Here is a 24658-nt window from a genome sequence, read left to right as displayed (position 1 = left end):
GACGAAATCTATTTGGTTGACGCAATTACCTTTTGCGCGTCCTCAAGCGAATACTCCACATTGGCGACACCGCCCTCTTGGGTCGTTTTCAAGCTGGCTTCCAGATCGTCTTGATCTATCTGGAGGAACGGTACGGTCAATTCCTTCTTGACTTCTTTACCATCGAGTATCTGCTGCGCGACCCAGAATGCCAATGTCGACACACCGGGCGCAATCGACACCGACATGGTTTCATAATTGCCAGCATCCTTTTGTTTTTTCCACCAGACAAGCTCATCCTGGCGATTGCCCATGACAATCACAGGCGTAGGGCGTTTAGCGGCCTCGAATGCCTGTGCCGCTCCATAACCGTCGCCACCTTGTGTGACAACACCGACGATCTCAGGCAGGCTTGGAAGAATACCGGCAACAGCACGCTGGGCTACATCCTGCGCCCAGTCTCCATGCACCGATCCAACGATTTTGAATTGCGGGAATTGTTTGACACCCTCGTGAATCCCGGCTGAAATTTCATCATCGACAGAAACCCCGGCGAGACCACGAATTTCCAGGAGATTGCCGCCATTGGGTATTTTACTGGCAAGATACTCGACCTGCTTGCGACCCATTTCCTTGAAGTCTACCGCAATGCGCCAGGCGCACGGCTCCGTTACGATACCATCAAAGGAAACCACCGTGATGCCAGCATCACATGCCTCCTTGACGGCACCATTTAGTGCCGTGGGCGATGCTGCATTGATGACGATGGCATCGTAGCCCTGCAAAATCATGTTTTGAATTTGTGCTGCTTGCTCCGTCGCCTGATTTTCGGCAGTCGTGAATGGATCAGCTGCAGCAACAACACCGCTTTTGGCCGCGTCACCAGCAACTTTCGCCCAGCTCGTCAGCATGGCCTGCCGCCAGGAATTGCCGGCATAATTGTTTGACAAGGCAATTTTCTTGGCCGAGGTATCTGCAATTGCCAGATTTGGCACTGCAGTACATACGAGCGCTATCGTCGCCAAAAGAACATTGGTAGTTTTCATTTCTCTCTCCCCAGATTAAGCTAGTTCTTCGAACAGATCCCGATCAGCGTTTCTTCTGATCGAAACTCCTCCTGTCGAATTCTTCTCCCTTTGATCCTGCAAGATGAGTTACGTTGTCGGGCTTGTATAGGCGTTTTACGGCAGGCATTTTGCGGGATATGCCGAAAAAGATGCGGGATCACGCAAGACGAGTTCATATGACTTGGCGCTTTATGTAAGTGAATATGGTGTTCACTATAGCCGGTGGGCCACGGAGGAATACATTTTCGGGAGGGAATGCAGAATGTTGAAGATGGCACCAGCGGCACTGCTTGATCACTATATCGGAATTTCGCGGTTGCTGGCGGGTCAGCTGGAGTTTCATTCCGCGATTCGCGCGGTGGCAGTAGAGATCGCTCATATCATCCCGCACGATCATCTTGATGTCTGCATTATTATGCATGGAGGGAAATACCACACAGCCTATGAGACCGGACTGGAAACGGCATGGGGAACTCATCCGCCTGCACTTGTCTCCCAAAGCCCTATCCGCGCCCTCTTGTGGGGTGAGGTGCCCTTTATGCTGACCGACGACGCACTGACGGATGCACGATTTAATTTCAAGGGCGCATTCATTCAACCCGCCTTCGAACAGGGGTTGCGAAGTCGCATCCACCTCCCTCTCAAAGTTGAAGGGGATATTATCGGAGCGTTGAGCTGTTCTTCCCATCAAAAACACTTCTATACAATGGAAGACGTCGATAATGCGCGATCCATCGCCGATCTTTTATCTGCCTATTTCTTTGCGTTGCGTGCTGCCGATCAAGCGCAAAAATCAGCGATCGTGGAGGCTGAAGCAAGGGTCCGGGAAGAGGCACTGCGTCTCGGCGCTCTGAACCTTACGGAGGCATTGGAGCGCGAGCGCCAACGCATTGGCATGGACTTGCATGATCAGACATTGGCCGATCTCACCCGCTTGGCGCGCTGGTTAGAGCGTCTGGCTGGCGAACAGGTCGTGTCCGGTGACGAACTTGAATCGGTTGCGCGAAGTTTGCAGCACAGCATGCAGGATCTGCGGCAAATTATAGAAGAGGCAAAACCCTCGGTTCTTCAGCTTTTTGGTTTCAGCCAAGCTATAGAAAATCATCTGGACCGCTCCATCCGTGACAGTGGCTCCAGGCTTCGGCAGCAACTGGTCGACGAGACGAATGGTGTTATCGATCAGTTGGATCAGACCGTTTCTATCGCTCTCTTCCGCATCACCCAGGAAGCGATCAACAATGTTATTCGCCACGCTCGTGCGAATAACATTGTCGTACGCTTGCTGGAACAGGTCGACGGCGTCTCAATAGAAGTCGTGGATGACGGCTGCGGTCTAAAAACGCGCCGTCGCGCGGGCGGTGGTATCAACAACATGAAGACGAGAGCCCGGCTGATTTCTGCAAAGTTCTCGATCGGACCCAACCAGGACAATGCGGGAACGCGAGTCGTCGTTCATCTGCCAACCGCCGCTGTACCTGATCGCGAATTTTAAGGAGAATGGGATGCAAATACTAATCGTTGAGGATGACTCACTTCATCGATCTTATCTGCGAGATGCGGTCAATGCTGCCCTTCCGGAATGCAAAGCCATCTTTGAGGCTGACAACGGCATGATCGGCGAGAGAATGGCACGCGACCATAAGTCAGCTCATATTGTCATGGATCTTCAAATGCAGACGAGAAACGGCATCGAAGCAGCCCGCACTATTTGGAAAGAGCGGCCCGACACGCGGATTCTTTTCTGGTCCAATTATTCAGATGAAGCCTATGTGCGCGGTGTTGCTCGCATAGTTCCGGACGGCGCTGCCTTTGGCTATGTGCTCAAATCTGCATCGGAGGAACGCCTGAAGCTGGCACTTCGCAGCATTTTTATCGAGGCCCAATGTGTCATTGATCGCGAGGTGCGCGGAATGCAGCAAAAAAGCCTTGGTCAGGCTAAAGGCGTAAATGATATCGAGTACGAAATTCTCATTGATGTCGCCTTAGGACTGACTGACCGGGCAATATCCGCTCGTCGCAATATTTCACTGCGTAGCGTGCAAAACCGACTTCAGCAACTTTACGAGAAGCTTGGGGTTTATCAAACATCCGGAGACGGCCGTGATGGGCGATTCAATCTGCGTGCGCGCGCAGTTGCCGTTGCCCTTATGCGAAAGCTGATCAATTACAATGGACTGGAGCGTTCGGAGGTTGAATTGAACGAATGGCTCGATGCTGATTGACCGGTAATACCGAACGATGGCGCCGGCTCATGTACAAACCCATTCGCGAATTTTGCATATAGCGCCATCGGCTTCGCAAATACGCATTGCGGCATCCACGGCTTCATCGCGGGTTACAGCGGATTTCGCCCCCCAAACCGTAGTCAGTTTTTTCTCCTTGGCCACCGCGAGCGCGCCGCAATGATTGTAGGGAAAGCCGGTATTGTCGTCATCATCCCAATGGCGATGGTTGCGGAAAACCTCGACGACAACGCAATCTTTGCCGCCATCGTTCTCGCAATGTTCGAGCGCAATGTCCGAAGCCTCTTGGCGCTTGTCCGCGCCCCAGAAGAAGCCATGGACCCCATCGGCCTCGGAATAGGCGATTGCCGCCCAAATGCCGCGCTCCTCGACATCCGGAACCGGCACCTCGGGCACGATCAGGTCCGCCGCGACCAGATGGGCCGTCGACAGCAGCAGCGATCCAATGACGCCGATGGCAATACGAAATCTCATTGCTTGCCTCCATTTGTTCCGGCCGCAGAGGCGACGGAAATTACAACGCAGCTATTTCCGCTCGGCAGCAGCATCGCATTGCCGCCATTGTTCGGCAGCTCATAGACACTGACCTGAGCGAGATTGTTGGTGAGCTTGCTGCCCTGCGGCAGCCGGGCCGGCATGTCCGCGCATGGCACGGGGAAAGGCGCTACCCGCACCATCGAGCCTTCGCAATCCGAACCGGTCGGCGCCGCGACGACGACACCCGCCGCGATGCCGGTATATCCTTCGGTGGCGTAGTTCATGCCGACAAGCGCCTGGACTGCATGATGGTCCGGGGTCTCGTTGTTCCAGATCGACTGGACGCCATATTGTGATCCGCCTGTCAGCAGCGCTCCAAGGCCGGGAAAGACATTCGAGCAGGCAAGCAGGCCCGCCTGTTTGGCATGTTGTCGGAACGGTGACTCTACAGTATTGGCGCCTGGCTGCGGCGTATCGGCGACGGCAGGGGGTGAAAGGACGATGTCTAAAATGCCGTAGCGCGTCGCACCATAGCCCGCGGCTCCGAGCGCCGCGATGCCGAGCAGCGAAAGCGTAACCTTCTTCCACCAGTTGTGCGATGGTACAGCGGCGACGGTGGCCGGCGCCTCGGCATTTGTGTTTCGCGACATTATCCTGTCATGGATCGATTGCTGGGTCATTCCTGATACCTTTTCAATTGATCGCCTCGACGGCTGCGGAAAGGCCGCTTAAGGGCGCAACCAAACTGATTGTTTTGCCTGTTCTGGTCGCATAGGAAATCGTCGGGGAAGACTTCTTCGATATCTGGTCGCGCATGATCGGGCCAACCGGCAGCATGCCGACGCAGACGGCCTGGTTGCAGCCGTCGAGCCGTATCTTGACCGGTTCCTTACGGCCCTCAAAGGCCAGCGCCAATGGCGCATCCGCATCCGCGATCGGCGCAGTGCGCACGATCATGTATGGGTTGCCTTCCTTCGTTGCGGCGAGCGACCAGCTGAAGGCGACCTGCCCCAGCTGGTTTTCGATGGTCTGTGTGACGTTGCAGACCCTTTGGCGAGCCTTGACCTTTTCGTCGCAGATCAATGTCCAGTTTTCGAAGGGCCGTATGGTCCGCTGATAGTCGCCCAGCTTGACATCGGCTGGCGGCACCACGTCTGAAGGCTTGATCCGGAAGCCTGCCTTAGCCTCCTGCCCTGCCGCAACCGGACAGGACAGGCTGGAGAGCGCCAGCGAAACGAGGAGCCAGAATGAGCTACGTCGCAGCATCATTGCCTCAGTTCAACGTGAAACTGAGACCGGCTCCCACACCCCAATGGCCGCCGGCCGTAGTACCTGAGAGATTTGCACGTACCCGGCCGTTTTCGCTTGTGTACCCTGTGCCAAAGGCGAGAGCACCGGCATCGCGCCAGTAACCGCCGCCCACCGCCACACTGACCTTTCCGGGCCTATCATCATAACGCAATGAAGCAGCGGCGAGGCCGATGGCTGCGGCTTGGCGAGCTTCGTCGCGGATCGAGTCGAACTCCTGATTGAGCTGCCCGAATTTCTGATCCGTGTAGCTATTGGCCTCATTCAAAGTTGTTGTTGCGACGCTATCTGTATAGTCGTTCGATGTCTTAATGGCGTAGGTCACATTTTCCTTCAGCTGCGAGACATTGACGGCATCATTGTCGGCAACGCCTTTTCCAACATTGGAAATGACAACCGGTGCATTAACATCACCTCCTTGGAGGGTGATATTATTTGTTTTTTTGCCGTCTTTGATATCGTAAAAGACGGCATTGTTGTTGATACTACCAATTCCGCCTTCCAAATCCTCGATCGCGGAGTTGGTAGCATGCAATTGCGATCCATTGATCGCATCTGTACTGTCCGCAGCAATGCGTCCCGCTGCTACGTTTGTGATTGTCCGTTCCGCTCCGTCAGCGCCGACACTGACGGTCCCCACAGGCGTCGTTCCGGCAAAATCATACTGTTTGCCGCGAATGGTGGTGCCGGCGGTTCCGACAGCCGTCTCCGTGACAGATCCAGAGCCGAGGGCGACATCATTGGCATTGTTCGCCTGAGCGCCTTCGCCGAGCGCCACGGAGCCCACGCCGGTTGCTGCCGCGCCATGGCCGGCCGCGAGGCTGTCGGTGCCGGTAGCGATGCTTTCCGGACCAATCGCCACGCTGTCCGTACCCGTTGCCGATGAATCGGCCAGTGTGGAATTGGCGTGGAAATATTTGATGCCGCCGCCATTGTTGATCTGGTTGTTGAGATTGGTGATGCTTGCATCGACGGCGGTGAACCCATCATAGACGGTCGTATAGCTGCCGCCCTGGATATTATAGGTCGGGCCAGTGATCGTGCCGTCGGGATTGACGACGGCACCGCCACCGAGATTGTTGGTGATCTGCGTGCCCAGACCGCGCAGCTGGCTGACATTGACCGCATCCGTTTCGGCGGAACCGGCCGCGAGATTGGTCAGTTTGCGTTCCGTGCCCACCCCGCCGATGGAGACTTCGCCGAAGGAAGTCTGCGGAGCCGCAAGCGCAAAAGCCGTATAGCCGGTCTGCGCTCCGACAGTCGTCACCGACTGCGCGCCGAGGGCGACGCTGTTGATGTGACTGCTGTCGGCACCGGCTCCGAGGGCAACCGACTGGATACCGGCTGCCGTGGCCTGGGTGCCGAGCGCAATGCCGTCGGCGAGGAGCACATGCGCGCCCTGGCCGATGGCCGTTCCACCCGGTGCCGTTTGATCGACGATCGCGCCATTGCCGATGCCGACGCCATTATCGCCATTGACGACGGTGGTCGGGCCGACGGCGATCGATTCCGCACCGACGGCGAGAGAGTCGCCGGCGACCGAATTGGCGTGGAAATATTTGGATGGCGTTGCAGCAACCGAAGCGATGGCGCCTTGGAGCTGGCGTATTGTCACGGCGTCCTGCGAGTCCGTACCATCAGCGACATTGGTGATCTGGCGGTAGGATGTGGCCGTGCCGACCGAAACCGCGCCGAGCAGCGACTTGTCGGTAGTGTTGTATTCGATGAAGTTCGTCGGACCCGCCGCGATCTGGCCCGTTGCAGGCGCCAGCACACGGTCCGAGACCGACCCGGAGCCGAGGGCCACACCGCCGAGGATGGTGGACTGGCTCTCCCGTCCAAGTGCCAGCGAACTTTCGGCAATCGCCGTGGCATTGTAGCCGACGGCGGTCGAACCAACCCCCTGGGCCGACGAGTCGCTCACCGCCAGCGTCCGGTCATTGGTGCGGACATAGCGGATGCCGTCGCCATTGGCGTCGGTATAGGCAGTGGAGGTATCGCCCGCGATATTGTTGATCGTATCGCCGATGTCGCCGATGGAGTCGCCGAGATTGGCGATGTCGGTCGTATTGGTCGTTACCTGCTGGTTGGTCGCGAAGAGCTGCGAACCGTTGACGGCATCCGTGGAGGCGCCGGAGAGCTGGCCCGCCGCGACGTTCTGCACCTGGCGTTCCGCGCCTGCGGAACCGACGGAGAGCGCACCGGCCGGCGCGCCTCCGGCAAATGCATAGTTCACGCCGCCGATAGTGGTGCCGCCAACTGCCGTCGTCACGCCGCTTACCGAATTGAGGCCTATCGCCACGTCACCGGCATTATTAGCCACGGCATTTGGACCTATCGCGACGGAATCCGTGCCGATTGCCTGCGAGTCGGGCAGCGTCGAATTGGCATGGAAATATTTGATGCCGCCGCCGTTGTTGATGTTGGTGATCGTCGTGGCAACACTTTCGACTGCCTGGTTAGTCGCAAATAGCTGCGAGCCGTTGATGCCGTCGGTGGAAGCAGCACTAATGCGACCGGCAGCCACATTGGTGAGTGTGCGCTCTGCGCCAGCAGCGCCGATGCTTACGGTGGAGGAAGGAGTTGCAGTTCCGGCAAAGTTATATGTGGTGCCTGCGATCACGGTACTGGCGGTCCCCACCGCCACGTCGGTGACTGAGCCCGATCCCAATGCAACATCGTCTGCATTGTTAGCGACGGCTGTATCACCAAGTGCGACAGCACCAGCCGCACCTGCACGGCTCGTATTACCCAGTGCAACCGAACCCTGGCCAATCGCCACGTTACTGTTGCCGATTGCTACCGCGCCATTGGCCATATTGGCTGCTGTAGCGCTTGCCGTGCCATCCGCATTAGCGATGTTGTTTGCGCCGCCGGTGAAGGCGCCGGTGCCGCTGGCATAGCTCGGATCGCCGATTGACACAGCGCCGTCGCCATAAGCGACATTGTCCGCGCCGATAGCCACCGACTTGCCCCCGCCTGCATTGGCTCTGGTGCCGATTGCGACGGCGTCGTCAGAGCTTGCTATTGCAGTATTGCCCATGGCGATCGCGCTGGCTGCCGTCGCCTGGCTTGCACGTCCCATCGCGATTGCGTCATTCTGCGATGCGGTCACGTCCGTGCCGATGCCGATGGCACTCGCCCCGCTGGCGCCTGCTCCAACAGTGCGCGCGCCGAGATAAACAGAGTTTAATCCTGATGCGGATGCGGCGATGCCGAGCGCCACGGCATTCTGGCCATTGGCAACCGCGCTGACGCCGAGAGCCGCGCTATTGATTCCGCTGGCGGCTGCGCCCAGTCCCAGCGCGATCGAATTCAAGGCAGTCGCTGTGGCATTGTTGCCGAGCGCCGTGGTGGAGGTGGCGGTAGCCTGCGCTCCCGAACCCGCCGCAAGAGCGCCGACACCACTTGCGAGGGCCTGATTGCCGAGCGCTGTGCCGAAATCGGCCGTTGCATTTGCGGCAGTGCCGATTGCGGTACCGGCGGTGCCGGATGAAACGGCATTGGTGCCGATCGCAATGCTGTTGGGCAGAGCCGTGTTGGCCTGAACGCCTGCGATTGCACCAAGGCCGAGCGCGATGGACTGATTACCCCAAGCGCTGGCGTTCCGCCCCATTGCTGTGGCACTTGTACCCGTCGCCCGGCTTTGGCGGCCAATCGCAGTGGCATCGACCTGAGATGCCAATACGTCCGTGCCTATGGCAATGGCGCTCTCCTGAAGGGCGCCCCCTCCTGCAACAGTTCGGTTGCCGAGATTGACAGCGTTGATTGCGGTGGCGGTCGCCTGGAAACCAATGGCGATGGCGTTCTGATTGCTTGCGACAGCGGAATTGCCTTGGGCAATGGCATCCAGTCCGGAAGCGGTTGCCCCAAACCCAAGCGCGGTGGCGCGCAGTCCGGTTGCCCTGCTGACATAACCGACCGCCGTTGAGTTCACGCCGTCCGCCCGGGCGTTGAGGCCCAAGGCGGCTGCACCGGCGCGCGCAACGGAGTTGACGCCGATGGAGGTTGCTCCATCCGCTGTGGCCTGGGCGTTGCCGCCGATGGCGAGAGCGTTGACGCCGTTCGCGCCCGCGAAGACACCTATGCCGATCGAATTGAGGCCATTGACAGTCATCGAATAGCCGATAGCAATTGTCGCATCACCAGTTGCGGAATTCGCGGTGCCGAGCGCCACGCTGTTATTGCCATTCGCTGTGGCAGTGTTACCGATGGCGACGGCGTTGCCGCCTGTCGCCGAACCGCCGCCAGCTTGGTACTGCGCATGGGCAGCTCCGGAAAAGCCAAGTGCGATGATCGTCGTCAGCGCGCCGAGCGCCGTGGTCGAACGCAGATTGCCGCCTACACCCAACGTCCCAAGGCCTAGACCCTTGCGCTGAACGCCAAGAACGCGATGCGCCAGGCGAAGTACTGCCATTAACCGGCGACGATGCGACCGATCCCCGGATCTGACCCAGTTTTGGTCTTCAGCTTGTATGAGTTGAGACATAGGCTTAATAGAACGATTCATGCATTCAATCATGGCTTTTCCTCGCTGTTGACCAGGCGTTCCGGGGGACTGGAATTCGCATTTTCGCCTGCAGTTTCCTCAGTTTTTTGCGCGCGATCCAGCAACGCACTTCCTATTGTTGCGCCTTTGCTCTCGATGAGTTGCCGGGCACTTTCCACCCATGGCTGTGAAGCCTGTGGTACAGCATGAAGCGCAGCCTCGGTGCGCTCCGGCGGAAGCTTGATCGAAATCAGCGACTGGCAGATTTGATAATGGGAAGCAGGTTCGGTCTCACCAAACCGGGGTGTGGTGAGACCCAGCACAAAACATGCGAAGAGATGATCAAGCTCTGCTGAGCTCATACGGCCCGCATACTGCTTATCAATCACGGACCAAACCGCTTCGATTTTGGGAGCAAAAACCTCGATGTCAGGAGACTGCATCTGACTCATCTTTGGCAAAGCCAATTGGAATCATGATTGCAGAAATCTGTCATACGCCCCCCATCGCAAAGCGAAATTCCTCGCGGTCCATTATGGCCGCCAAGAGCTATTGACAGGTCAATTTTTGAACAAAGTCATTACACAGAAAAGCCGCAATTGCAGAATCGTGCGCAAATAAGCCTTTCGAATGAGATATTTCTAACTAATTCGATGTATCTGGTAACAAATATCTCACTCGGTGAACCCGGTATTACCGGCGGCCCGAATCTGGCCGGGCGTGAGATTTTTAAGCCGTTTCATGGTATTCGTGAGATGACTCTGGCTTGAAAATCCTGATCGATGTGCAATTTCAAAGATTGGAAGATTGGTTTGCGTCAGCAACGTTTCCGCTTCCTCAAGACGAACCTTTGTAAGATATTGATGTGGAGGCATACCGAGAGTGAGCGTAAAAGCACGAATGAAGTGACTGGGTGAAGACTGAACAACCCTGGCCATCGAAAGTATCGTGAGATTTTCTGCCATATTTTGATGAATATATTCGCGAATGCGCTTCACATGATGTCCGGCTAGCCGCGCCTGCGTCATTGGCTTTGTAATTTTATGTGCAGAGTAAGTTCGGATGATATGAACGGCCAGCACCGTCATTAAAGCGTCTAGATACACCGGATTGACGGCGGTGCTGGATAATTCCTTTGCCATCGCAGTGCCAATGCGAAGTGCTCTAAGATCAACGTGACCAAATTTGGGAGGGCGGAGATCCCAACTATTGCCGTCAAGTTCGGTGGCTGCCAAGGCTGCATAGGCAGCCCGTCCAAATGCCACTGCAACATTCTTTTTTATGCCTGACCAGCGAAGGGTTCGGTCAATCTCCGCAGGATTAATGACTACAGCCCCCGCAGGCGCATTAAATTGATATGTCCTGTCACTTGCAAACGCAGCTTCCATGCCAGGCGACGGTGAAAGCATAATACTGGCAAAATCCACGTTGGTATGAAAACTCATCGAGCCGGCTGATCTGGTAGCTTTGATAACTGCGCCAATGGCTGTCTCAAATCTGGGTCCGACGCTCTCTGGAATTGCGGTTAATATTCCAGAAGAATTCGAAAGGTCGAGCTGTACAAGCGAATGAGAAATTATCGGCGTATTCATGTAATACTATGCACCGGAGTTTGTATTCAATGATATGCGAAACCCTTGCCGGAAAGGACAAGAGATACGCAACTCTTCATTGAGCAACGTTGATTTGTAATGTCTTGGTTAAATGCATCGTAAAGTTCGCCAACTTGTCAGCGTTCGGACGCTTCAGGCCGGTGACACTCTCCATGCCAACTTCAAGCCGAAAAAATCATATAAACCATAAGTTGTAAATGTCGGAAATTGTTAGCGCTGAGTTGAAATGATTAAGAAAAGCTGCGTCAAAGATTTTGCGGCCATCATAAACATCTATAAAACATATAATTACTTATGAACATTGAGAGAGGCTGACATTCCCTTCGCTAACGTCATTTTCGAGATTTTATAGCAATAACTTGCAACAAAAATAGTTTTCTGCAACATCTCGAGCAGCGGTAAAGGATACATTTAAAACTTGGCATCATTATTTTGCTACCGCCGTCGCATCAGCGGCAAACTATAAGCTCTTGATAGTCATTGGCGAATTAAAGGACCTCTCTTCCTGTGACGCAGACCTACTCAAGAGATGTTCCAGAATTTCTTTCACAATTTTCGGGTCGAACGGTTTAGCCAATACTCTCACGCTCGGTGGCAAACCTGCCGGAATGATAGCTTCTTCAACGGTAACAATGAGAGCCAGCTGCGGAAACTGCGCAGCTATCATTGTTATGTAGTTTTCGTCTGTGGTTTTTCCTGTTGATTCATACTCCGCAATAACGACACTTATCTCCGCGCGCGCTTTCAGTAGGACCATGGCTTCTTCCATGGTGGCCACATCAAAAACTTTGAGACCGGACGCTTCTAGGTATTCGCAAATGAAGAAATTCAAGATGACGTCTGGCTGTATAAGAAGTACTGTAATGGGCTGCCTCAGTTCCGATTTAAACTCGTTCATTTAGCCCTACTGCCTACAAAAGAGTGAATGCTGAACGCGCACCCGGCAAAATTCAAATTAAATTCATAGTATCGTCCACTGCCGTTAAAATATAGTCTCGTTATTCAAACAAGTACTCTGGCACCGATGGCACCGATGGCACCGTATAGTGCTTTCCTGTGGAACGACAGAACCGATGAAAATGTGCAAATCTGCCGCGGGCATGCAGATTATTTAACGCTACGAGCCGCTTCCTGTGCCGTGGAAAAAGCCCTGCCGCTAATATCCGATGTTTCGTAGTCGGAGCCGGCCAAATAGCCAAATCCTATCAAAACAGCGATGCAAGCAGCCAATAGTAATTTATGCCAGTTATACACCTCACCCCCCACGATCATGTCACAACAAGAACGATAAAAACCGCCCCAGTGTTGTCGAAGATATTCGCGGATGCATATCGATCTATATGTCATCGATCGGGGCTGTTAAAGCCCCGTGCCACCATCAGCGACTTCGCTCAATAATATACCGCTGTAAAATGTAACGATATCCAATTGTAAGTCATTGGCTAAACATTTTCAGTCGGGGCCGTGCAATATCACTAACGACGCGTTCTCATTAGCACAACAAAATAGGGACCACCCACAAGTGCAGCTAGAAGCCCGGCAGGAATCTGCCACGGGAAGATAAGCATTCGGCCGGCCCAGTCCGCAAGCATCAGCATGATTCCGCCAAGGAGCCCCGCTGCGGCAAGCTGAGGCAAGGCCCTTTGAAACCCGAGGACGCGTGCCATGTGCGGTGCCATCAAACCAACGAAGCTCAGCGGTCCAATAATCAATGTCGACGCCGCTGTTGATGTTGCGATCAAAACGAGCAGGATGATTCGTACACGGTTAGCCCCAAGACCTACTCCTCGCGCAGCGGCTATGCCTAGCGGCAATATCTCCAGCCAGCGCGCGGTCAGCGGTGCAATCCCCACAAGAATAGCCGTGATGATCCCAGCGATGATGGCATCATCTGCTGTCGCCGTGTAGGTCGAACCGGATAACCAGGCTAACAATATACCCAGTCGCGGATCTCCGCTAGCCAAAACGATCGCCGATGCCGCCGATGCCATTGTTGCCACGGCAACACCGCTGAGTAGCAGTCGCTCGGGGGCTAAGGCCTTTCGATAATCCATCGGTGCAATCAGCAGCAGGCTAACAAGCGCCCCCGCCAATCCAGCCAGGAACATTGCCGGACGACTAAAACTCGACATTGAAACAAACAGCAAAAGCACGCCGAGGGCGGCGCCGCCCGAAATGCCCAGCACCTCAGGTGCCGCGATTGGATTACCAGTCATGCGCTGGATTAGTACACCTGCAAACGCCAACATAATACCCGCCGACAGTGCCACAACAACCCGTGGCGCCCTGAGGGGCAAGAGATAGCCAAGTTCATCGGATGTAGCCCAATACCAGCCATTAATATCACGCCCAGCGGCAAGGGTCAGACAGAGGAAAAAACCGAGTACTAAAAGGCCGGCCAACAACCAGGGCAAAGCATTGCGCCGGCGGAACACTGATGACGCATCTCCGTTTTTATGTGGTGCGATGCGCAACTTCGGTAGCAGCAGCAACAGCAACGGCGCACCAAGAAACGCTGTTGCAGTACCGGCAGGAATTTCCGACAAAAATGGCAATATCTGCACAACCCGATCAGTCAGCCAAAGCAGGGAAGCGCCTAAAAGCGGTGCCCAGATCATGCGTTGATGCAGCGTTCGCGCACCGGCAAGCCGAGTCAGAACCGGCGCTGCCAAGGCCACAAAGCTGATGACACCAACAGCCGCTGTGGCGATAGCGCTAAGAATCACTGCAACCACCAATCCCGTCATCCGCGTCAAAGTCGGGTTGTTGCCCAGGCTCGACGCTCCCTCGTCAGCCAGATCAAGGATTTGTAATGGGCGTACCAGCAGGAAGGCCGCTGCCGCGCCCGCCAACAACCAAGGTGTCAGCGCAAAAGCCGTGGCATCGCCATTCTGTATAAGTGATCCACTCTGCCAAATGTACAATTCCTGGGAATATTCACGATTGGCAGCCATCAAGAAGGCACTTGCAGAACTGAAGGTGAGGCTGACGATCAGCCCCCCGATAATGATCCTTATTGGAGAAAAACCGCGTCCCGACGCCAAGGCGAAAACGATCAGTGTACTTATTGTGCCACCGGCGATAGCCACCCACTCCCGTCCATGTTCCAACATCCACGGCGCATAGAGGGTCGCAAGAGTTAAAGCGACACTGGCACCTGCATTGGTGCCAATTGTTGTCGGTTCGGCAAGAGGATTGCGCAGGATTTGCTGGAACAGCGTGCCAGCAAGCCCGAGTGCAGCCCCAACCAACAGGCTGATTGCAAGACGTGGCAGGAAAGCATGGCGGTAAAGCAGCTGCCGGGGATCAGTAAAGTCGGCATTGCTGATCGCACGCCACCAGAACTCGGTGGGCAGCAGTCGCAGAAGGTCGGATATGGTGAGGGATGCGGCGATGAACGCGGGAATGCCAACGAGCAAAGGAAGAAGCCATATTCCAGTGTTCCGCCGCGTTGTCGTTTTTGTCAGTTGCATGACCGTCATGTTTGCGCAAGCAGCGTGGCGAAACGGGCGGCCGCAGCCAGCCCGCCGAACGGCCAGACAGGGGGAATTGTTGTAACGTTGCCTGCCCTGACGCAAGGGAGGCTCTTCCAAAGCGTACTTTGTTCAATTCTGATCTTCACATGCGGCGGAATCGGGTCGAGCGAGATCAGCCGCGCGTTACCGATCGCCACAAGTTCCTCGATACCCATCGTCGAAAACCCCCAACTTCCGGTTTCTGCGGTCCACGCATTGATAAGCCCAAGCCTATCCAGCACGTCCTGGAAAAGACTCGACCTGCCATAGACACGCACATGCCGATCGTCGAACATGCTGACCACAGCGAGGGGACTACCGCCTTGGTCCGCGAGCATCTTTTTGGTCCTGGAAATCGTAGCCGCCGTGCTTTCAATCACCTCATGCGCTTGCGTTTCCCGGCCAAGCCTCTCGGCCAATCTCAGCGTCTCACTCTCGGCCTGACCATATGGTGTCCCGCCGGTGCCGTCGTAAAGTGCTACCGTATGCAGCGGTGCAATCTTCGCAAATGGACCTCCCTCGAGTCCGTAGCCATGAGCGCTGACGATCATATCAGGATTGAGCTTGAGCAAGACCTCAAGATTGGGCTCACCACGGGAGCCTAAATCAAGACAGTCATCAGACAGCCGGGGTGCCACAACCCAGTCACGGTAACCTTTAAGATCGGCTACCGCTACAGGCTGGATACCCAGCGAGACGACAAGTTCGGCCGAGGCCCATTCAAGACAAGCCACTCGCGGCATATTTGCTGCACGCGCGACCGGAATTTGGGCAACCAACATTGTCGCAAGCCCTCCGATACATTGCCGCCGTGTTGGGTATTTGAGGCAAATGGATCGTTTGTTATATGTTCGTGTCCCGTTCACCAGCGATACTTCACCGAGCCCGTAATCTTGCGGCCCTCTCCATAGAAGCAACCGGAGGTGCGATTGAAGCAGGAGGCAACATATTGCTTATCGAAAAGGTTGCTGGCATTGAGCTGGAATTTCATGTTCTTCCAGTCATAGTGGATGGCGGCATCGACCAGTGTTGCCGACGGCACCTTGAAAGAATTGTCATCATCGCCAAAGCTTGATCCGATATAGCGGGCGCCAACACCGGCGCCGAAACCTTCGAGCACGCCAGTTTTGAACGTATAGTCGCCCCACAGCGACATTCGGTGGCGCGGCACGCCGGAAGGCATATTGCCACCTGTGCCTTCGCCATCATCGCGAATCTCCATATCTGTATAGGCGTAGGCAAGTTTTATATCCCAACCGGAATCGAGGCTGGCAACGCCTTCGACCTCAATACCCCGCGAGCGAATTTCTCCTGTCTGGAAACGCTCATTGCCAATAGTGCGAGAGACATTCTCACGGGTAAGATCAAAGGCAGCAACGGTTACGAAGCTGTTCCAGCCTTTTGGCTGATATTTGATACCGACCTCGTACTGCTCACCGGTCCCTGGTTTGAAGGTTTCACCGCCGCTTCTCGTGCCCAATGTCGGATAAAATGATGTTGAATAACTGACATAGGGCGCAAGGCCGGTGTCGGAGAGATAAACGAGGCCAACCCGGCCCGTGAATGCACTATCAGACTGCTCGCTTTCGCTGTGCGAAAGCTTGTCGAGTATTGTGCTTTTTGTCCAATCCTGTCGACCGCCGAATGTAAGGGCCCAATTATCATACTTGATCTGATCTTGCGCGTAGAGACCGGCCTGCCACTGGCGAGTGTTGGTATCCTTGTAAGAAATGATATCGGACACCGGGGCGCCGTAGACGGGATTAAAGATATCATCAAGCGGTGCAACTGTTCCCGAGCCACCCCAATCCTTGTAATCAGTGTACTGGTAGTCGAATCCCATCAGCAGCGTGTGTGCAAGCGGCCCCGTGTCGAACTCGGCCTGAGCCTGATTGTCGACCGAAAAATTGCCGAGCGTTGAGCTCCCGGCGTCGACATAGCGGTGGTAGGTATGGCCGTCCGGATCAAGGCCAGGAGAAAGATCAGGATTGGGATTGGCCCCGCCGCCAAACACGCCAAGCTGCTTGTCATTGCTGAGATAAGAATAGCGAAGGTTCTGCCGAACGAGCCATGTGTCGTTCATTCGATGCTCGAATTCATAACCCGCCATGGCAAGTGTTGGAGAAAACTCATCGAAACCCGGTTCGCCAACAAAGCGGCTGTTCGGCAGACGCTTGCCGTTCAGCCCCGGAAAGACAGTGCCATCGGCTGGTAGAAATTGGATACCCCAGCCTGTTTTGTCACGTTGGTAGGTGGCAAGCAGCGTCAGGCTGGTGTCGGCATCGGGCTGCCACTTCAGCGAGGGCGCTATAAAGATGCGGTCGTCGTTGACAAAATCTACACCGGTTTCACCATCACGAAACAAGCCTGTCACCCGATAACTCAGCACGCCGTCCTTGTCGAAGACACCTCCCATATCAAACTGGGTCTGATAGCGGTTGAAGCTACCGGCACTGACTTCGATTTCCCGGAACGTTTCGCCAGTTGGGCGCTTGCTTACATAGTTGATAATGCCGCCGGGACTGTTCTGGCCATAAAGGACAGAGGCCGGGCCATGCAGTATTTCCAGGCGTTCGGCACCATAGGGATCAAGTGACAGGAAGGTGGCAAAATCCGTTCCCTTCAGCCGCAAGCCATCCTTATAAAAAGCCTCGTCCGATACACCGAATCCACGAATTTGCAGACCATAACCACGCGTGTCATTACCCCACAATTCTCCTGCGACACCGGCAGTGTAACGGAGCGCATTGCCCAGGCTCTCCACCCGCTGTGCCTTCATCTGATCCGCCGTAACGATCGAGATCGACTGCGGGTTTTCGATCAGCGGCGTATCGCTTTTGGAACCAGTCGCACTGCGGTTAGCAACATAACCGTCGACGGGCCCCCAGGCATTTTCGACGCGCAGCGTGATAGGGTCAAGGAGAATGGTATCACTTTCTTGCGCCTGTGCAGAGGAGATGGCAACAATCCCCGATCCCAACATCGCCCGGGATAGGTATAGTAACCGTCGTTTAATCGGACTTAGATGAGAAACAGAAAAGGTTACGCATGCGCGCCGATCCTTGCGACGATCAGCATCGAAACTCGCGAAAACATCCACGTGAAAAATCCCCAGCCTTTGACACTACGCGTCTGCCAGCGAATCCCCCGCCGACTTTTCTTGACTAAGATACTCATCTTTCCTAGTCAACCTTAGTTCGACTAGGATTCTGGGCAAAGTTGCGTCGTTTTGAAAGCTTTGGGTAAAGGTGGTTGGGAATGATATTACTCAGACGCTAAAGCGTAGCCTTGCGGCATCGCGCTTAAAAACGTGGAGATCAAGCAAAGCCAAAGCGGCTTGTGGCACGGATAAGTACGTTAATAGGATGCAAAAAAGTGCTCGAAGACTAAAAATCCATCAAAAACATTTCGCCCGCATACCATAGCCAGACTAGCAGACATGTTGTGCCCGCGAGGACGTTGCCTATTCTTAAACCGCCTGTGGCATGCCATGCCAATGCATAATTAAGAATGACAATAATCGGAAGGAGCACCAGAACAGGCATAAACTTTCTTTCATTCTTGCGTTGCGTTTTTTCCACCGCACAACACCAATGGCTCAGAGCCAAATATTATGGCAAATGCGATAGCTGCGATTATTGTGGCCGTCGGCCTGCATTGGCTTCTATAATATTATTGAAGATACGAACCACCGAAGCTTGTCGACGGGAAATTATTAGCTGTCAGGCCAAAGCGTCAAACGTTAGTCTTTTCATCACGCAACTTTGTGCACTGCAAATCGTTTTTCTGTTTCGGGGTCAAATAGGTGCAGTTCGTGAGCAGCAACATCTATGCCCACAACATCACCTTCCTTGATGGCGGTAGCCGCGGGTACAGCAATGCTGATCTCATGGCTATTGTTGCGCAATGTCACAAGTCTCGTCTCTCCGTGAAACTCGTTACGCTCGACTCGGCCGCGTAACCCACCCCCTTCATCAGTCAGTTGAAATGCGCCTGGTCGGATCCCTACGGTAACAGGGCCAGGCCTGATCGCAAAAGGAGCCTTGAACCTGGCACCAGAATCGCCAATCTCACCATTAAGCGCCTGTAATTGCATGAAGTTCATGTTTGGCGTTCCGATGAAGCCGGCGGCAAACAGGGTGGCTGGAGATTGGTAGATTTCTTCAGGCGTGCCCATCTGCTCTATACGCCCGTCCTTCATCAAAACGATCTTGTCAGCAAGTGTCATCGCTTCGAGCTGGTCATGCGTAACGTAAATGCTCGTCGTCTCAAGGTCCCGGTGCAGGCGCGCAATCTCGACACGCAAGCTACCGCGAAGTTTTGCGTCCAGATTAGACAACGGCTCGTCGAAGAGGAAAACCTCCGGAGTTTTGATCATAGCGCGCGCGATCGCCACGCGTTGCTGCTGGCCGCCCGACAGTTCCGTTGGTTTGCGGGACAGGTAGATGCCAAGACCAAGTGCCTCGACAACCGGAGCAAGGCGTTCGTTGATCGCGCCTTTTGCAATGCCGGCACGTTCCAGACCGAATACAATATTTTCCCGTACGCTCATATGTGGATAGAGCGCGTAATTTTGAAAAACCATAGCGATACCGCGATCTCCAGGATCGCGGTCGTTCATGCGTTCACCGCCGATGAGAAGGTCACCGCTCGATATTTCTTCGAGACCGGCGATCATGCGCAGCATCGTTGACTTGCCACAACCTGAGGGCCCGAGAAAGACGACGAATTCATGGTCATCTATCTTAAGGTTGAAATCGTGCATGACTTCTACCGAACCATAAACTTTGCGGATTCCACGGCATTCAACGGTCGCCATCAGTTTCCCTCCCCGTCCAGGATGATTTGCAGCTTCACATCTTCCGGACGTCCTTCGGCAGCGCGCTTGAAGGCCGCAATAGAGTCCTCAAATGCGAACGTGCCCGAGACGAGCGGCTTCAAATCGACCTTTCCGGCGGCGATGAGAGCCAAGGCGCGATCAAAGACGTTAGCATAGCGAAACACGGTTTCTATCCGACACTCGCGTGAGCATGCAGCAGCAATATCCATCGGGACGGGCTCAACTGGCAAGCCCACGAGGACCACGGTTCCACCAGGTCTCACGATTTTGAAAAGATCGGCGATAGCGGCTGATGCACCGGAGCATTCGAATACTATATCGGCACCCCAGCCACCTGTGGCAGCGTCAACTGCATCGACGAGGTTCGTTTCTCGCACGTTGATCCCACTGATGCCGTCATAAGTTTCCGCAAGTTTCAATTTGATCGGGGAAACATCCGAAATCAGCACCCGCGAGCAGCCGCCGGCCAATGCTGCCAATGCAACCATGATCCCGATTGTACCACAACCTGTTACAACTGCCGTGTCGCCAGGGGTAATGCGGGCGCGTGCTGCGGCTTGCATACCGACGGCGAAGGGCTCGACCATCGCCCCTTCAGCAAAAGAGACGTTGTCTGGCAGTTTGTAGGTAAATCCGGCTGGATGAATGGTTTCCGGGCAAAGCACACCATGCACCGGCGGTGTTGCCCAGAAAGTTACGGCGGGATCGACATTGTAGAGCCCGAGACGCGAAGCACGCGATGAGGGATCGGGAATTCCCGGCTCCATGCACACCCGGTCACCGGCCTTAAGATGCGTGACGTTGGCACCGACTTCAGTCACGGTACCTGCGGCCTCGTGGCCCAGAACCATAGGCTCATTGAGCACGAAATTACCGATGCGGCCGTGGGTGTAATAATGTACGTCGCTGCCGCAAACTCCGACGGTATGGAGACGGACGCGTACATCATCTGGTCCCATCGTTCGGGCCAGATCGATATCGCGCAGCGTAAGTTCACCAACGCGCTCCAGGACAAGTGCTTTCATGAGATTCAACCTTGATCAGTTTTTTTGGAAAATGCAGCATTAAGTCCGCTCGCCATTACCCCAAGCAAAATGAGAGGTGGCAAGGACAAGAGAACGACGGCCGCGTTGAGAATGCCCCAAGGTACATTCATGCCGAGCTGTGACATTTCAGATGCAATGATTGGTAGGGTCTTTGCCTTGGATGTAGTGAGCATCATGGCGAGAAGAAACTCGTTCCAAACAAGCACAAAGGAAAAGGCAACGGCACCGAAAACCTGAAAGCGGACAATCGGAAGAGCGATGCGGAAGAAAGTGGCGTAGGGGCCTAATCCATCGACTCTGGCGGCCTCTTCGACATGCAGGCTGACACCTTCAAAAGCCGGAATCGACAACCAGATAGTGATTGAAGTCGTGACAATCAAATAGGTGACGATCAGGGACAGGCGGGTATCGTAGAGATCGAGGCCCAGCCAGATAACCAGCATTGGAATTGCAATCGCCACCGGCGGCAGAAAACGCAGCGACAGAACAAAAAACTGCGCCTCAGCTGTCAGGCGGTTTTTGAATCTTGCAATAACATAGGCGGCAGGAATGCCAAGGACGGCTCCAAGCATGACAGCGCTCGTGCAGATGATGAGTGAATTGGTGAGCGCGCGAGCGACCGAGCGCCGGTTCAGCACGTAGCTCATATTATCCCAGACCGGCTGGAAGAAGAGTTTCGGCGTGCTGACCAGCAGGTCGGCATTGGTTTTAAAAGCGTTGAGCAAAGTCCATAGTAACGGCAGGACCACGAAGGCAGCCGCTAATATCAGCATCAGCCTGAGGAGCAATGTGGACAGTTTCATCGGTTCAGCCTCTTCCAGGTAAAGGTGAAGGTGACGATGGTCAGTACCATCATGATGACTGCCATTGATGAGGCATATGAGATTTTGCCGGATTCAATGAAACCCTGGGAATAGGCATACATGTCGAGTGTTTCCGTCGAGATGCCTGGGCCGCCCCGTGTCATGACATAAACCAGATCGAAGGAGCGCAGACTTTCGATCGCCTTGACCAGAAGCAGGCTGATAAGCGGAGCCTTCAGCATCGGAAGTGTGACGTAGCGATGGACTTCCCAGCGCGTCGCGCGATCGATGCGTGCGGCTTCCAGAGGCTGCGGAGGAAGCGATTCCAGAAGCTTGAGAATAATTACCGCAAAGAAAAGCCCCCATTGCCAGACGTCGACGAATGCAACGGCAAACAGTGCCCCGAGCGGCGTGGAAAGGATATCTGGTGTACTGCCCGTGAGTTCGCGTACAGGCCAGGTCAAAGCGCCATACAAAGGATGAAAAGAGAATTTCCAAACAAAGGCAGCGCAGACGCGTGGCAAGAGGACCGGAATTATAAACAAGACACACAATATATTCCGCACCCGCGGACCAGTCGCCTCAAACATGGCGATACTGAGCGCGATGCCCGTCAACATAGTTGCTGTGACGCTTACAACTTCCCATTTGAGCGATACCCACAAAGCATTGAGAAAACGGGCATCGGAAAACAAGGCTATATAATTGGCGAACCAAACGTAATCGGCCTGCGGCTGTGCCAGGGTTCTGTTCTGCAATGAAATATTGATTGCATAGATCGTCGGCACGAGCGCCAGAACAATCAGTATGACCAACGTTGGGCCGAGAAAAACGTAAGGCAGCGAACGCCTGCGGCGCATGGCAAAAATCCTCAACTGACAGGGTCGGGCGCGTCGTCTACGGCGCGCCCTTGGTAAAGGCTGACGGGTATCAAAGCTTGGTGGCGAAAGCCTCAAGCTCGTTGAGGGTTGCCTTGATATCCTTGCGGCTACCGGTAATGAGCTCTTCGAGCATGATCCCCCATTGATTACCCAGTTCTTGCCAGCGCGGATCTTGCCAGAAGGTTACCTGTGTTCGGCTTCCCGTTTGAGCCATCGCGTCAGCAAGATTCTGACCAAAGGTCGCGGCATATTCCGGACTCTGGTAGGTGCTGGTGCGCGTCAACTCACCCGGTTGCCCCGCCGCCAGACGGCGCGCTTCCTGCTCTTTGGAGGTCGCCCAAGCAATGAACAGACCGGCGCAGGCTTTTTTCTCCTCGGTTGCATTGGCTTTTGCGGCGATGGCAAAGCCATGGGCATAACCGCCACCTGGTAGCGGCGTTGGGGGCACAGAGAAGGCTACTTTATCAGCCACCTGACTTTGCGCCTTGTCTACCGACATGCCGCCAAGGGGGGCGGATTCAATGATAATGGCGACCTTGCCAGCGCGGAATGCACCAGTCGATTCGTCCCAGGATCCGGTCTGCGTTCCGGGAGCGGAATATTTGAAAAGGTCCAAATAAGCCTGTGTAGCTTTCAGTGCGGCCTCTGAGTTAAATGCCGGCTTTCCATCTTTGAACCACTCCCCGCCATATGCCTTAAACAATGGCATCCAGCGCCAGACATTGGCACCCGAGCCCCGCTGTCCCCGCAGAGCCGTTCCGTACACGCCATTGTCGGGGTCGTGCAGTTTTTTGACGGCAGCCAGATACTCTTCCCACGTTTTTGGTGGCGCGATACCAGCTTTTTCCAGAAGATCCGTCCGATAGACCATCAGATCGCCACCGCCCTGTATGGGTGCGAACCATTGCTTTCCTTCATAGGTCGCGGCTGCTCGCATACCCGCATCGAAATCGGCATAGTCGTAGTCGGCGGGATAATAGCCATCGAGCGGCACGATCCAGCCAGAAGATGCGAATAGGGCGAGGTTTGCCTCATCGACATAGTAGACGTCAAAGCTACCGACGGTGGATGCGTCAGCCTGCGACTTTGCGCGACGGTCGTTTTCGTTAAGGTAGCTGATTTCAAATCCTGCGCCGGACAATTTCTCGAATTCGTCCACATGCTCTTCCAGCAGGGTTAGTCCATCGCGTGGCTGGGCGAGGACGCGCACATCGTCGCTGCACTGAGCAGCGGCAAAGGCGTTGGACGCCGTAAAGATTGCAATTGCCGCGCAGCCAGCGCGGAGCCTGTTGAATGTCATGGTATCCTCCCTCGAACGGCAAAACTCCCTCGCCGTCTACGGGACCCATTGTGACTGGACTTGTCATCGGAACTAGTTTGCTTTTTGACTGAGAACTAATACTATTTTGACATTCTTCGCATATAAGGTGACTTGATGAATGCCAATTGCATCAGATTTCCCACATTCCGTTTCGGATACGTTCACTGCCACCCGAGAGCAAATCACTCTGCCTGGTGGCATGTCCTACCTCATCCGCCGGGATGACTATCCAAATCCGATCTGCATTTGGAATTATCATCCTGAATGGGAAATCCACTATATCCCTGACGCTTCGGGCTTTGCCTATGTCGGTGACTATATCGGTCCTTTTAAACCCGGGCACCTGATGCTGACTGGTACGAACCTTCCGCACAACTGGATCACACCAGGCGCGCCGCATCTGCCGGGACGCGATCTGGTGCTGCAATTCGATGCAGAAGCGCTAATGAACATACGCGCGGTCTGTCCGGAGTTTGATGTTCTCCACCGTCTGAAACCACTTGCCGCACGCGGTATCGAAATCATGGGGCCGGCAGCTCTGGAAATCGGTAGAAGAATACTTGACCTTCACGAACATGAAAATGCAGGAGGGCTCGGACTCTTCATCGAGATACTGAACAGCATTGAGACCGCCCCACAAAAGCGGCTTCTTGCCAGTGAGCATTTTATCTCATTTTATAACCAATTGTCGGACAGGCGTCATCGCAGGATCGATCAAGCCATCCAGATCATGCAATCCAGTCCTAGCGCGAAGATGCACGAGGTAGCCGAGCGTGTAGGTCTCGAGCCTTCCGCTTTTTCCCGCGCTTTCGGTCGGCTGACAGGTATGAACTTCTCCACCTATAGCCGCTCGGTGCGCGTTTGGCGCGCCCGCACATTGCTGGCGGAAACTGGAATGTCGATCACGGATATCTGCTTCGAAGCGGGCTTCAATAATCTGTCGAATTTCAACCGATATTTCAGAATGGAAACCGGCCTCACTCCACGATCCTATCGAAAGGCAGCAAGGATCAGAGCCAGGTCCATGATCACACGGCCATAACCATGGGGATACGCAATCAGTAGAGCCGAAAGCG

Annotated in this window: 19 protein-coding genes; 3 read left to right on the top strand and 16 right to left on the bottom strand. The window is 54.8% G+C overall.

Annotation, left to right across the window (positions count from 1 at the left end; genetic code table 11):
• Positions 1–8 precede the first annotated feature (8 nt).
• Positions 9–1025 (bottom strand): substrate-binding domain-containing protein, encoded by a 1017-nt coding sequence (locus V9K92_RS04210; protein ID WP_115054912.1) that lies wholly within the window; start codon positions 1023–1025, stop codon positions 9–11.
• Positions 1026–1308: 283 nt separating this feature from the next.
• Here V9K92_RS04210 and V9K92_RS04205 point away from each other — a divergent pair, with 283 nt between their 5' ends.
• The gene (locus V9K92_RS04205) at positions 1309–2538 is read left to right on the top strand and encodes a GAF domain-containing sensor histidine kinase (protein ID WP_337353361.1); all 1230 of its coding nucleotides are present in this window, start codon (positions 1309–1311) and stop codon (positions 2536–2538) included.
• 10 nt (positions 2539–2548) lie between these two features.
• Entirely contained in the window at positions 2549–3268 is a 720-nt protein-coding gene (locus V9K92_RS04200; protein WP_337353360.1) for a response regulator transcription factor, read from the top strand.
• A 27-nt stretch (positions 3269–3295) separates the two neighbouring features.
• On the opposite strand, the gene V9K92_RS04195 is transcribed toward V9K92_RS04200, so the two are convergent.
• From V9K92_RS04195 to V9K92_RS04125, 15 genes are all read right to left on the bottom strand, one after another.
• On the bottom strand, positions 3296–3763 hold the full coding sequence (locus tag V9K92_RS04195) for a DUF4189 domain-containing protein (RefSeq protein WP_337353359.1): 468 nt from the start codon (positions 3761–3763) through the stop codon (positions 3296–3298).
• Positions 3760–4446, bottom strand: coding sequence for a hypothetical protein (locus V9K92_RS04190; protein ID WP_337353358.1), 687 nt, complete (start codon positions 4444–4446; stop codon positions 3760–3762). Before V9K92_RS04190 ends, V9K92_RS04195 begins: the two co-directional genes overlap by 4 nt.
• Before the next feature lie 13 nt (positions 4447–4459).
• Complete coding sequence (locus tag V9K92_RS04185; protein WP_337353505.1) at positions 4460–5032, bottom strand: invasion associated locus B family protein; 573 nt, start codon at positions 5030–5032, stop codon at positions 4460–4462.
• 7 nt (positions 5033–5039) lie between these two features.
• Positions 5040–9491: a YadA-like family protein gene (locus V9K92_RS04180; protein ID WP_443094427.1), complete on the bottom strand. Its 4452-nt coding sequence runs from the start codon at positions 9489–9491 to the stop codon at positions 5040–5042.
• Between the two features lie 101 nt (positions 9492–9592).
• Positions 9593–10006, bottom strand: coding sequence for a hypothetical protein (locus V9K92_RS04175; RefSeq protein WP_337353357.1), 414 nt, complete (start codon positions 10004–10006; stop codon positions 9593–9595).
• Between the two features lie 231 nt (positions 10007–10237).
• Complete coding sequence (locus V9K92_RS04170; protein WP_337353356.1) at positions 10238–10990, bottom strand: AraC family transcriptional regulator; 753 nt, start codon at positions 10988–10990, stop codon at positions 10238–10240.
• 646 nt (positions 10991–11636) lie between these two features.
• Positions 11637–12074: a hypothetical protein gene (locus tag V9K92_RS04165; RefSeq protein ID WP_337353355.1), complete on the bottom strand. Its 438-nt coding sequence runs from the start codon at positions 12072–12074 to the stop codon at positions 11637–11639.
• 577 nt (positions 12075–12651) lie between these two features.
• Complete coding sequence (gene fhuB / locus V9K92_RS04160) at positions 12652–14649, bottom strand: Fe(3+)-hydroxamate ABC transporter permease FhuB (RefSeq protein WP_337353354.1); 1998 nt, start codon at positions 14647–14649, stop codon at positions 12652–12654.
• Between the two features lie 5 nt (positions 14650–14654).
• On the bottom strand, positions 14655–15473 hold the full coding sequence (locus V9K92_RS04155) for an ABC transporter substrate-binding protein (protein WP_337353353.1): 819 nt from the start codon (positions 15471–15473) through the stop codon (positions 14655–14657).
• A gap of 80 nt (positions 15474–15553) precedes the next feature.
• Positions 15554–17791 carry a TonB-dependent siderophore receptor gene (locus V9K92_RS04150; RefSeq protein WP_337353352.1) on the bottom strand — a complete coding sequence of 746 codons (2238 nt, stop codon included), beginning with the start codon at positions 17789–17791 and terminating at the stop codon, positions 15554–15556.
• Between the two features lie 654 nt (positions 17792–18445).
• Positions 18446–19510 carry an ABC transporter ATP-binding protein gene (locus V9K92_RS04145; protein WP_337353351.1) on the bottom strand — a complete coding sequence of 355 codons (1065 nt, stop codon included), beginning with the start codon at positions 19508–19510 and terminating at the stop codon, positions 18446–18448.
• Complete coding sequence (locus tag V9K92_RS04140; protein ID WP_337353350.1) at positions 19510–20556, bottom strand: NAD(P)-dependent alcohol dehydrogenase; 1047 nt, start codon at positions 20554–20556, stop codon at positions 19510–19512. Before V9K92_RS04140 ends, V9K92_RS04145 begins: the two co-directional genes overlap by 1 nt.
• 5 nt (positions 20557–20561) lie before the next feature.
• Positions 20562–21380, bottom strand: coding sequence for a carbohydrate ABC transporter permease (locus tag V9K92_RS04135; protein WP_337353349.1), 819 nt, complete (start codon positions 21378–21380; stop codon positions 20562–20564).
• Positions 21377–22240 carry a carbohydrate ABC transporter permease gene (locus tag V9K92_RS04130; RefSeq protein WP_115054904.1) on the bottom strand — a complete coding sequence of 288 codons (864 nt, stop codon included), beginning with the start codon at positions 22238–22240 and terminating at the stop codon, positions 21377–21379. The genes V9K92_RS04135 and V9K92_RS04130 overlap by 4 nt, the downstream gene beginning before the upstream one ends.
• Positions 22241–22310: 70 nt before the next feature.
• Positions 22311–23561 carry an ABC transporter substrate-binding protein gene (locus V9K92_RS04125; RefSeq protein WP_307277029.1) on the bottom strand — a complete coding sequence of 417 codons (1251 nt, stop codon included), beginning with the start codon at positions 23559–23561 and terminating at the stop codon, positions 22311–22313.
• Positions 23562–23700: 139 nt separating this feature from the next.
• On the opposite strand from V9K92_RS04125, the gene V9K92_RS04120 reads away from it, so the two are divergent.
• Positions 23701–24624 (top strand): AraC family transcriptional regulator, encoded by a 924-nt coding sequence (locus tag V9K92_RS04120; RefSeq protein ID WP_337353348.1) that lies wholly within the window; start codon positions 23701–23703, stop codon positions 24622–24624.
• The last annotated feature ends 34 nt before the right edge of the window (positions 24625–24658 follow it).

This window comes from Phyllobacterium sp. CCNWLW109 (assembly GCF_037203905.1).
Lineage (GTDB): Bacteria > Pseudomonadota > Alphaproteobacteria > Rhizobiales > Rhizobiaceae > Phyllobacterium > Phyllobacterium ifriqiyense.
The sequence above is the reverse complement of the archived record's forward strand: the minus strand, read 5'-3'. Positions and strand labels throughout refer to the sequence as shown.

What these genes read in the sequence shown, in the direction of transcription:
- fhuB (WP_337353354.1), bottom strand. Translation starts at nt 14,649, where the DNA reads ATGCAACTGACAAAAACGACAACGCGGCGGAACACTGGAATATGGCTT.
- V9K92_RS04140 (WP_337353350.1), bottom strand. Translation starts at nt 20,556, where the DNA reads ATGAAAGCACTTGTCCTGGAGCGCGTTGGTGAACTTACGCTGCGCGAT.
- V9K92_RS04165 (WP_337353355.1), bottom strand. Translation starts at nt 12,074, where the DNA reads ATGAACGAGTTTAAATCGGAACTGAGGCAGCCCATTACAGTACTTCTT.
- V9K92_RS04190 (WP_337353358.1), bottom strand. Translation starts at nt 4,446, where the DNA reads ATGACCCAGCAATCGATCCATGACAGGATAATGTCGCGAAACACAAAT.
- V9K92_RS04155 (WP_337353353.1), bottom strand. Translation starts at nt 15,473, where the DNA reads ATGTTGGTTGCCCAAATTCCGGTCGCGCGTGCAGCAAATATGCCGCGA.
- V9K92_RS04180 (WP_443094427.1), bottom strand. Translation starts at nt 9,491, where the DNA reads ATGGCAGTACTTCGCCTGGCGCATCGCGTTCTTGGCGTTCAGCGCAAG.
- V9K92_RS04135 (WP_337353349.1), bottom strand. Translation starts at nt 21,380, where the DNA reads ATGAAACTGTCCACATTGCTCCTCAGGCTGATGCTGATATTAGCGGCT.
- V9K92_RS04120 (WP_337353348.1), top strand. Translation starts at nt 23,701, where the DNA reads ATGCCAATTGCATCAGATTTCCCACATTCCGTTTCGGATACGTTCACT.
- V9K92_RS04195 (WP_337353359.1), bottom strand. Translation starts at nt 3,763, where the DNA reads ATGAGATTTCGTATTGCCATCGGCGTCATTGGATCGCTGCTGCTGTCG.
- V9K92_RS04205 (WP_337353361.1), top strand. Translation starts at nt 1,309, where the DNA reads ATGTTGAAGATGGCACCAGCGGCACTGCTTGATCACTATATCGGAATT.
- V9K92_RS04185 (WP_337353505.1), bottom strand. Translation starts at nt 5,032, where the DNA reads ATGCTGCGACGTAGCTCATTCTGGCTCCTCGTTTCGCTGGCGCTCTCC.
- V9K92_RS04200 (WP_337353360.1), top strand. Translation starts at nt 2,549, where the DNA reads ATGCAAATACTAATCGTTGAGGATGACTCACTTCATCGATCTTATCTG.
- V9K92_RS04125 (WP_307277029.1), bottom strand. Translation starts at nt 23,561, where the DNA reads ATGACATTCAACAGGCTCCGCGCTGGCTGCGCGGCAATTGCAATCTTT.
- V9K92_RS04130 (WP_115054904.1), bottom strand. Translation starts at nt 22,240, where the DNA reads ATGCGCCGCAGGCGTTCGCTGCCTTACGTTTTTCTCGGCCCAACGTTG.
- V9K92_RS04145 (WP_337353351.1), bottom strand. Translation starts at nt 19,510, where the DNA reads ATGGCGACCGTTGAATGCCGTGGAATCCGCAAAGTTTATGGTTCGGTA.
- V9K92_RS04210 (WP_115054912.1), bottom strand. Translation starts at nt 1,025, where the DNA reads ATGAAAACTACCAATGTTCTTTTGGCGACGATAGCGCTCGTATGTACT.
- V9K92_RS04175 (WP_337353357.1), bottom strand. Translation starts at nt 10,006, where the DNA reads ATGCAGTCTCCTGACATCGAGGTTTTTGCTCCCAAAATCGAAGCGGTT.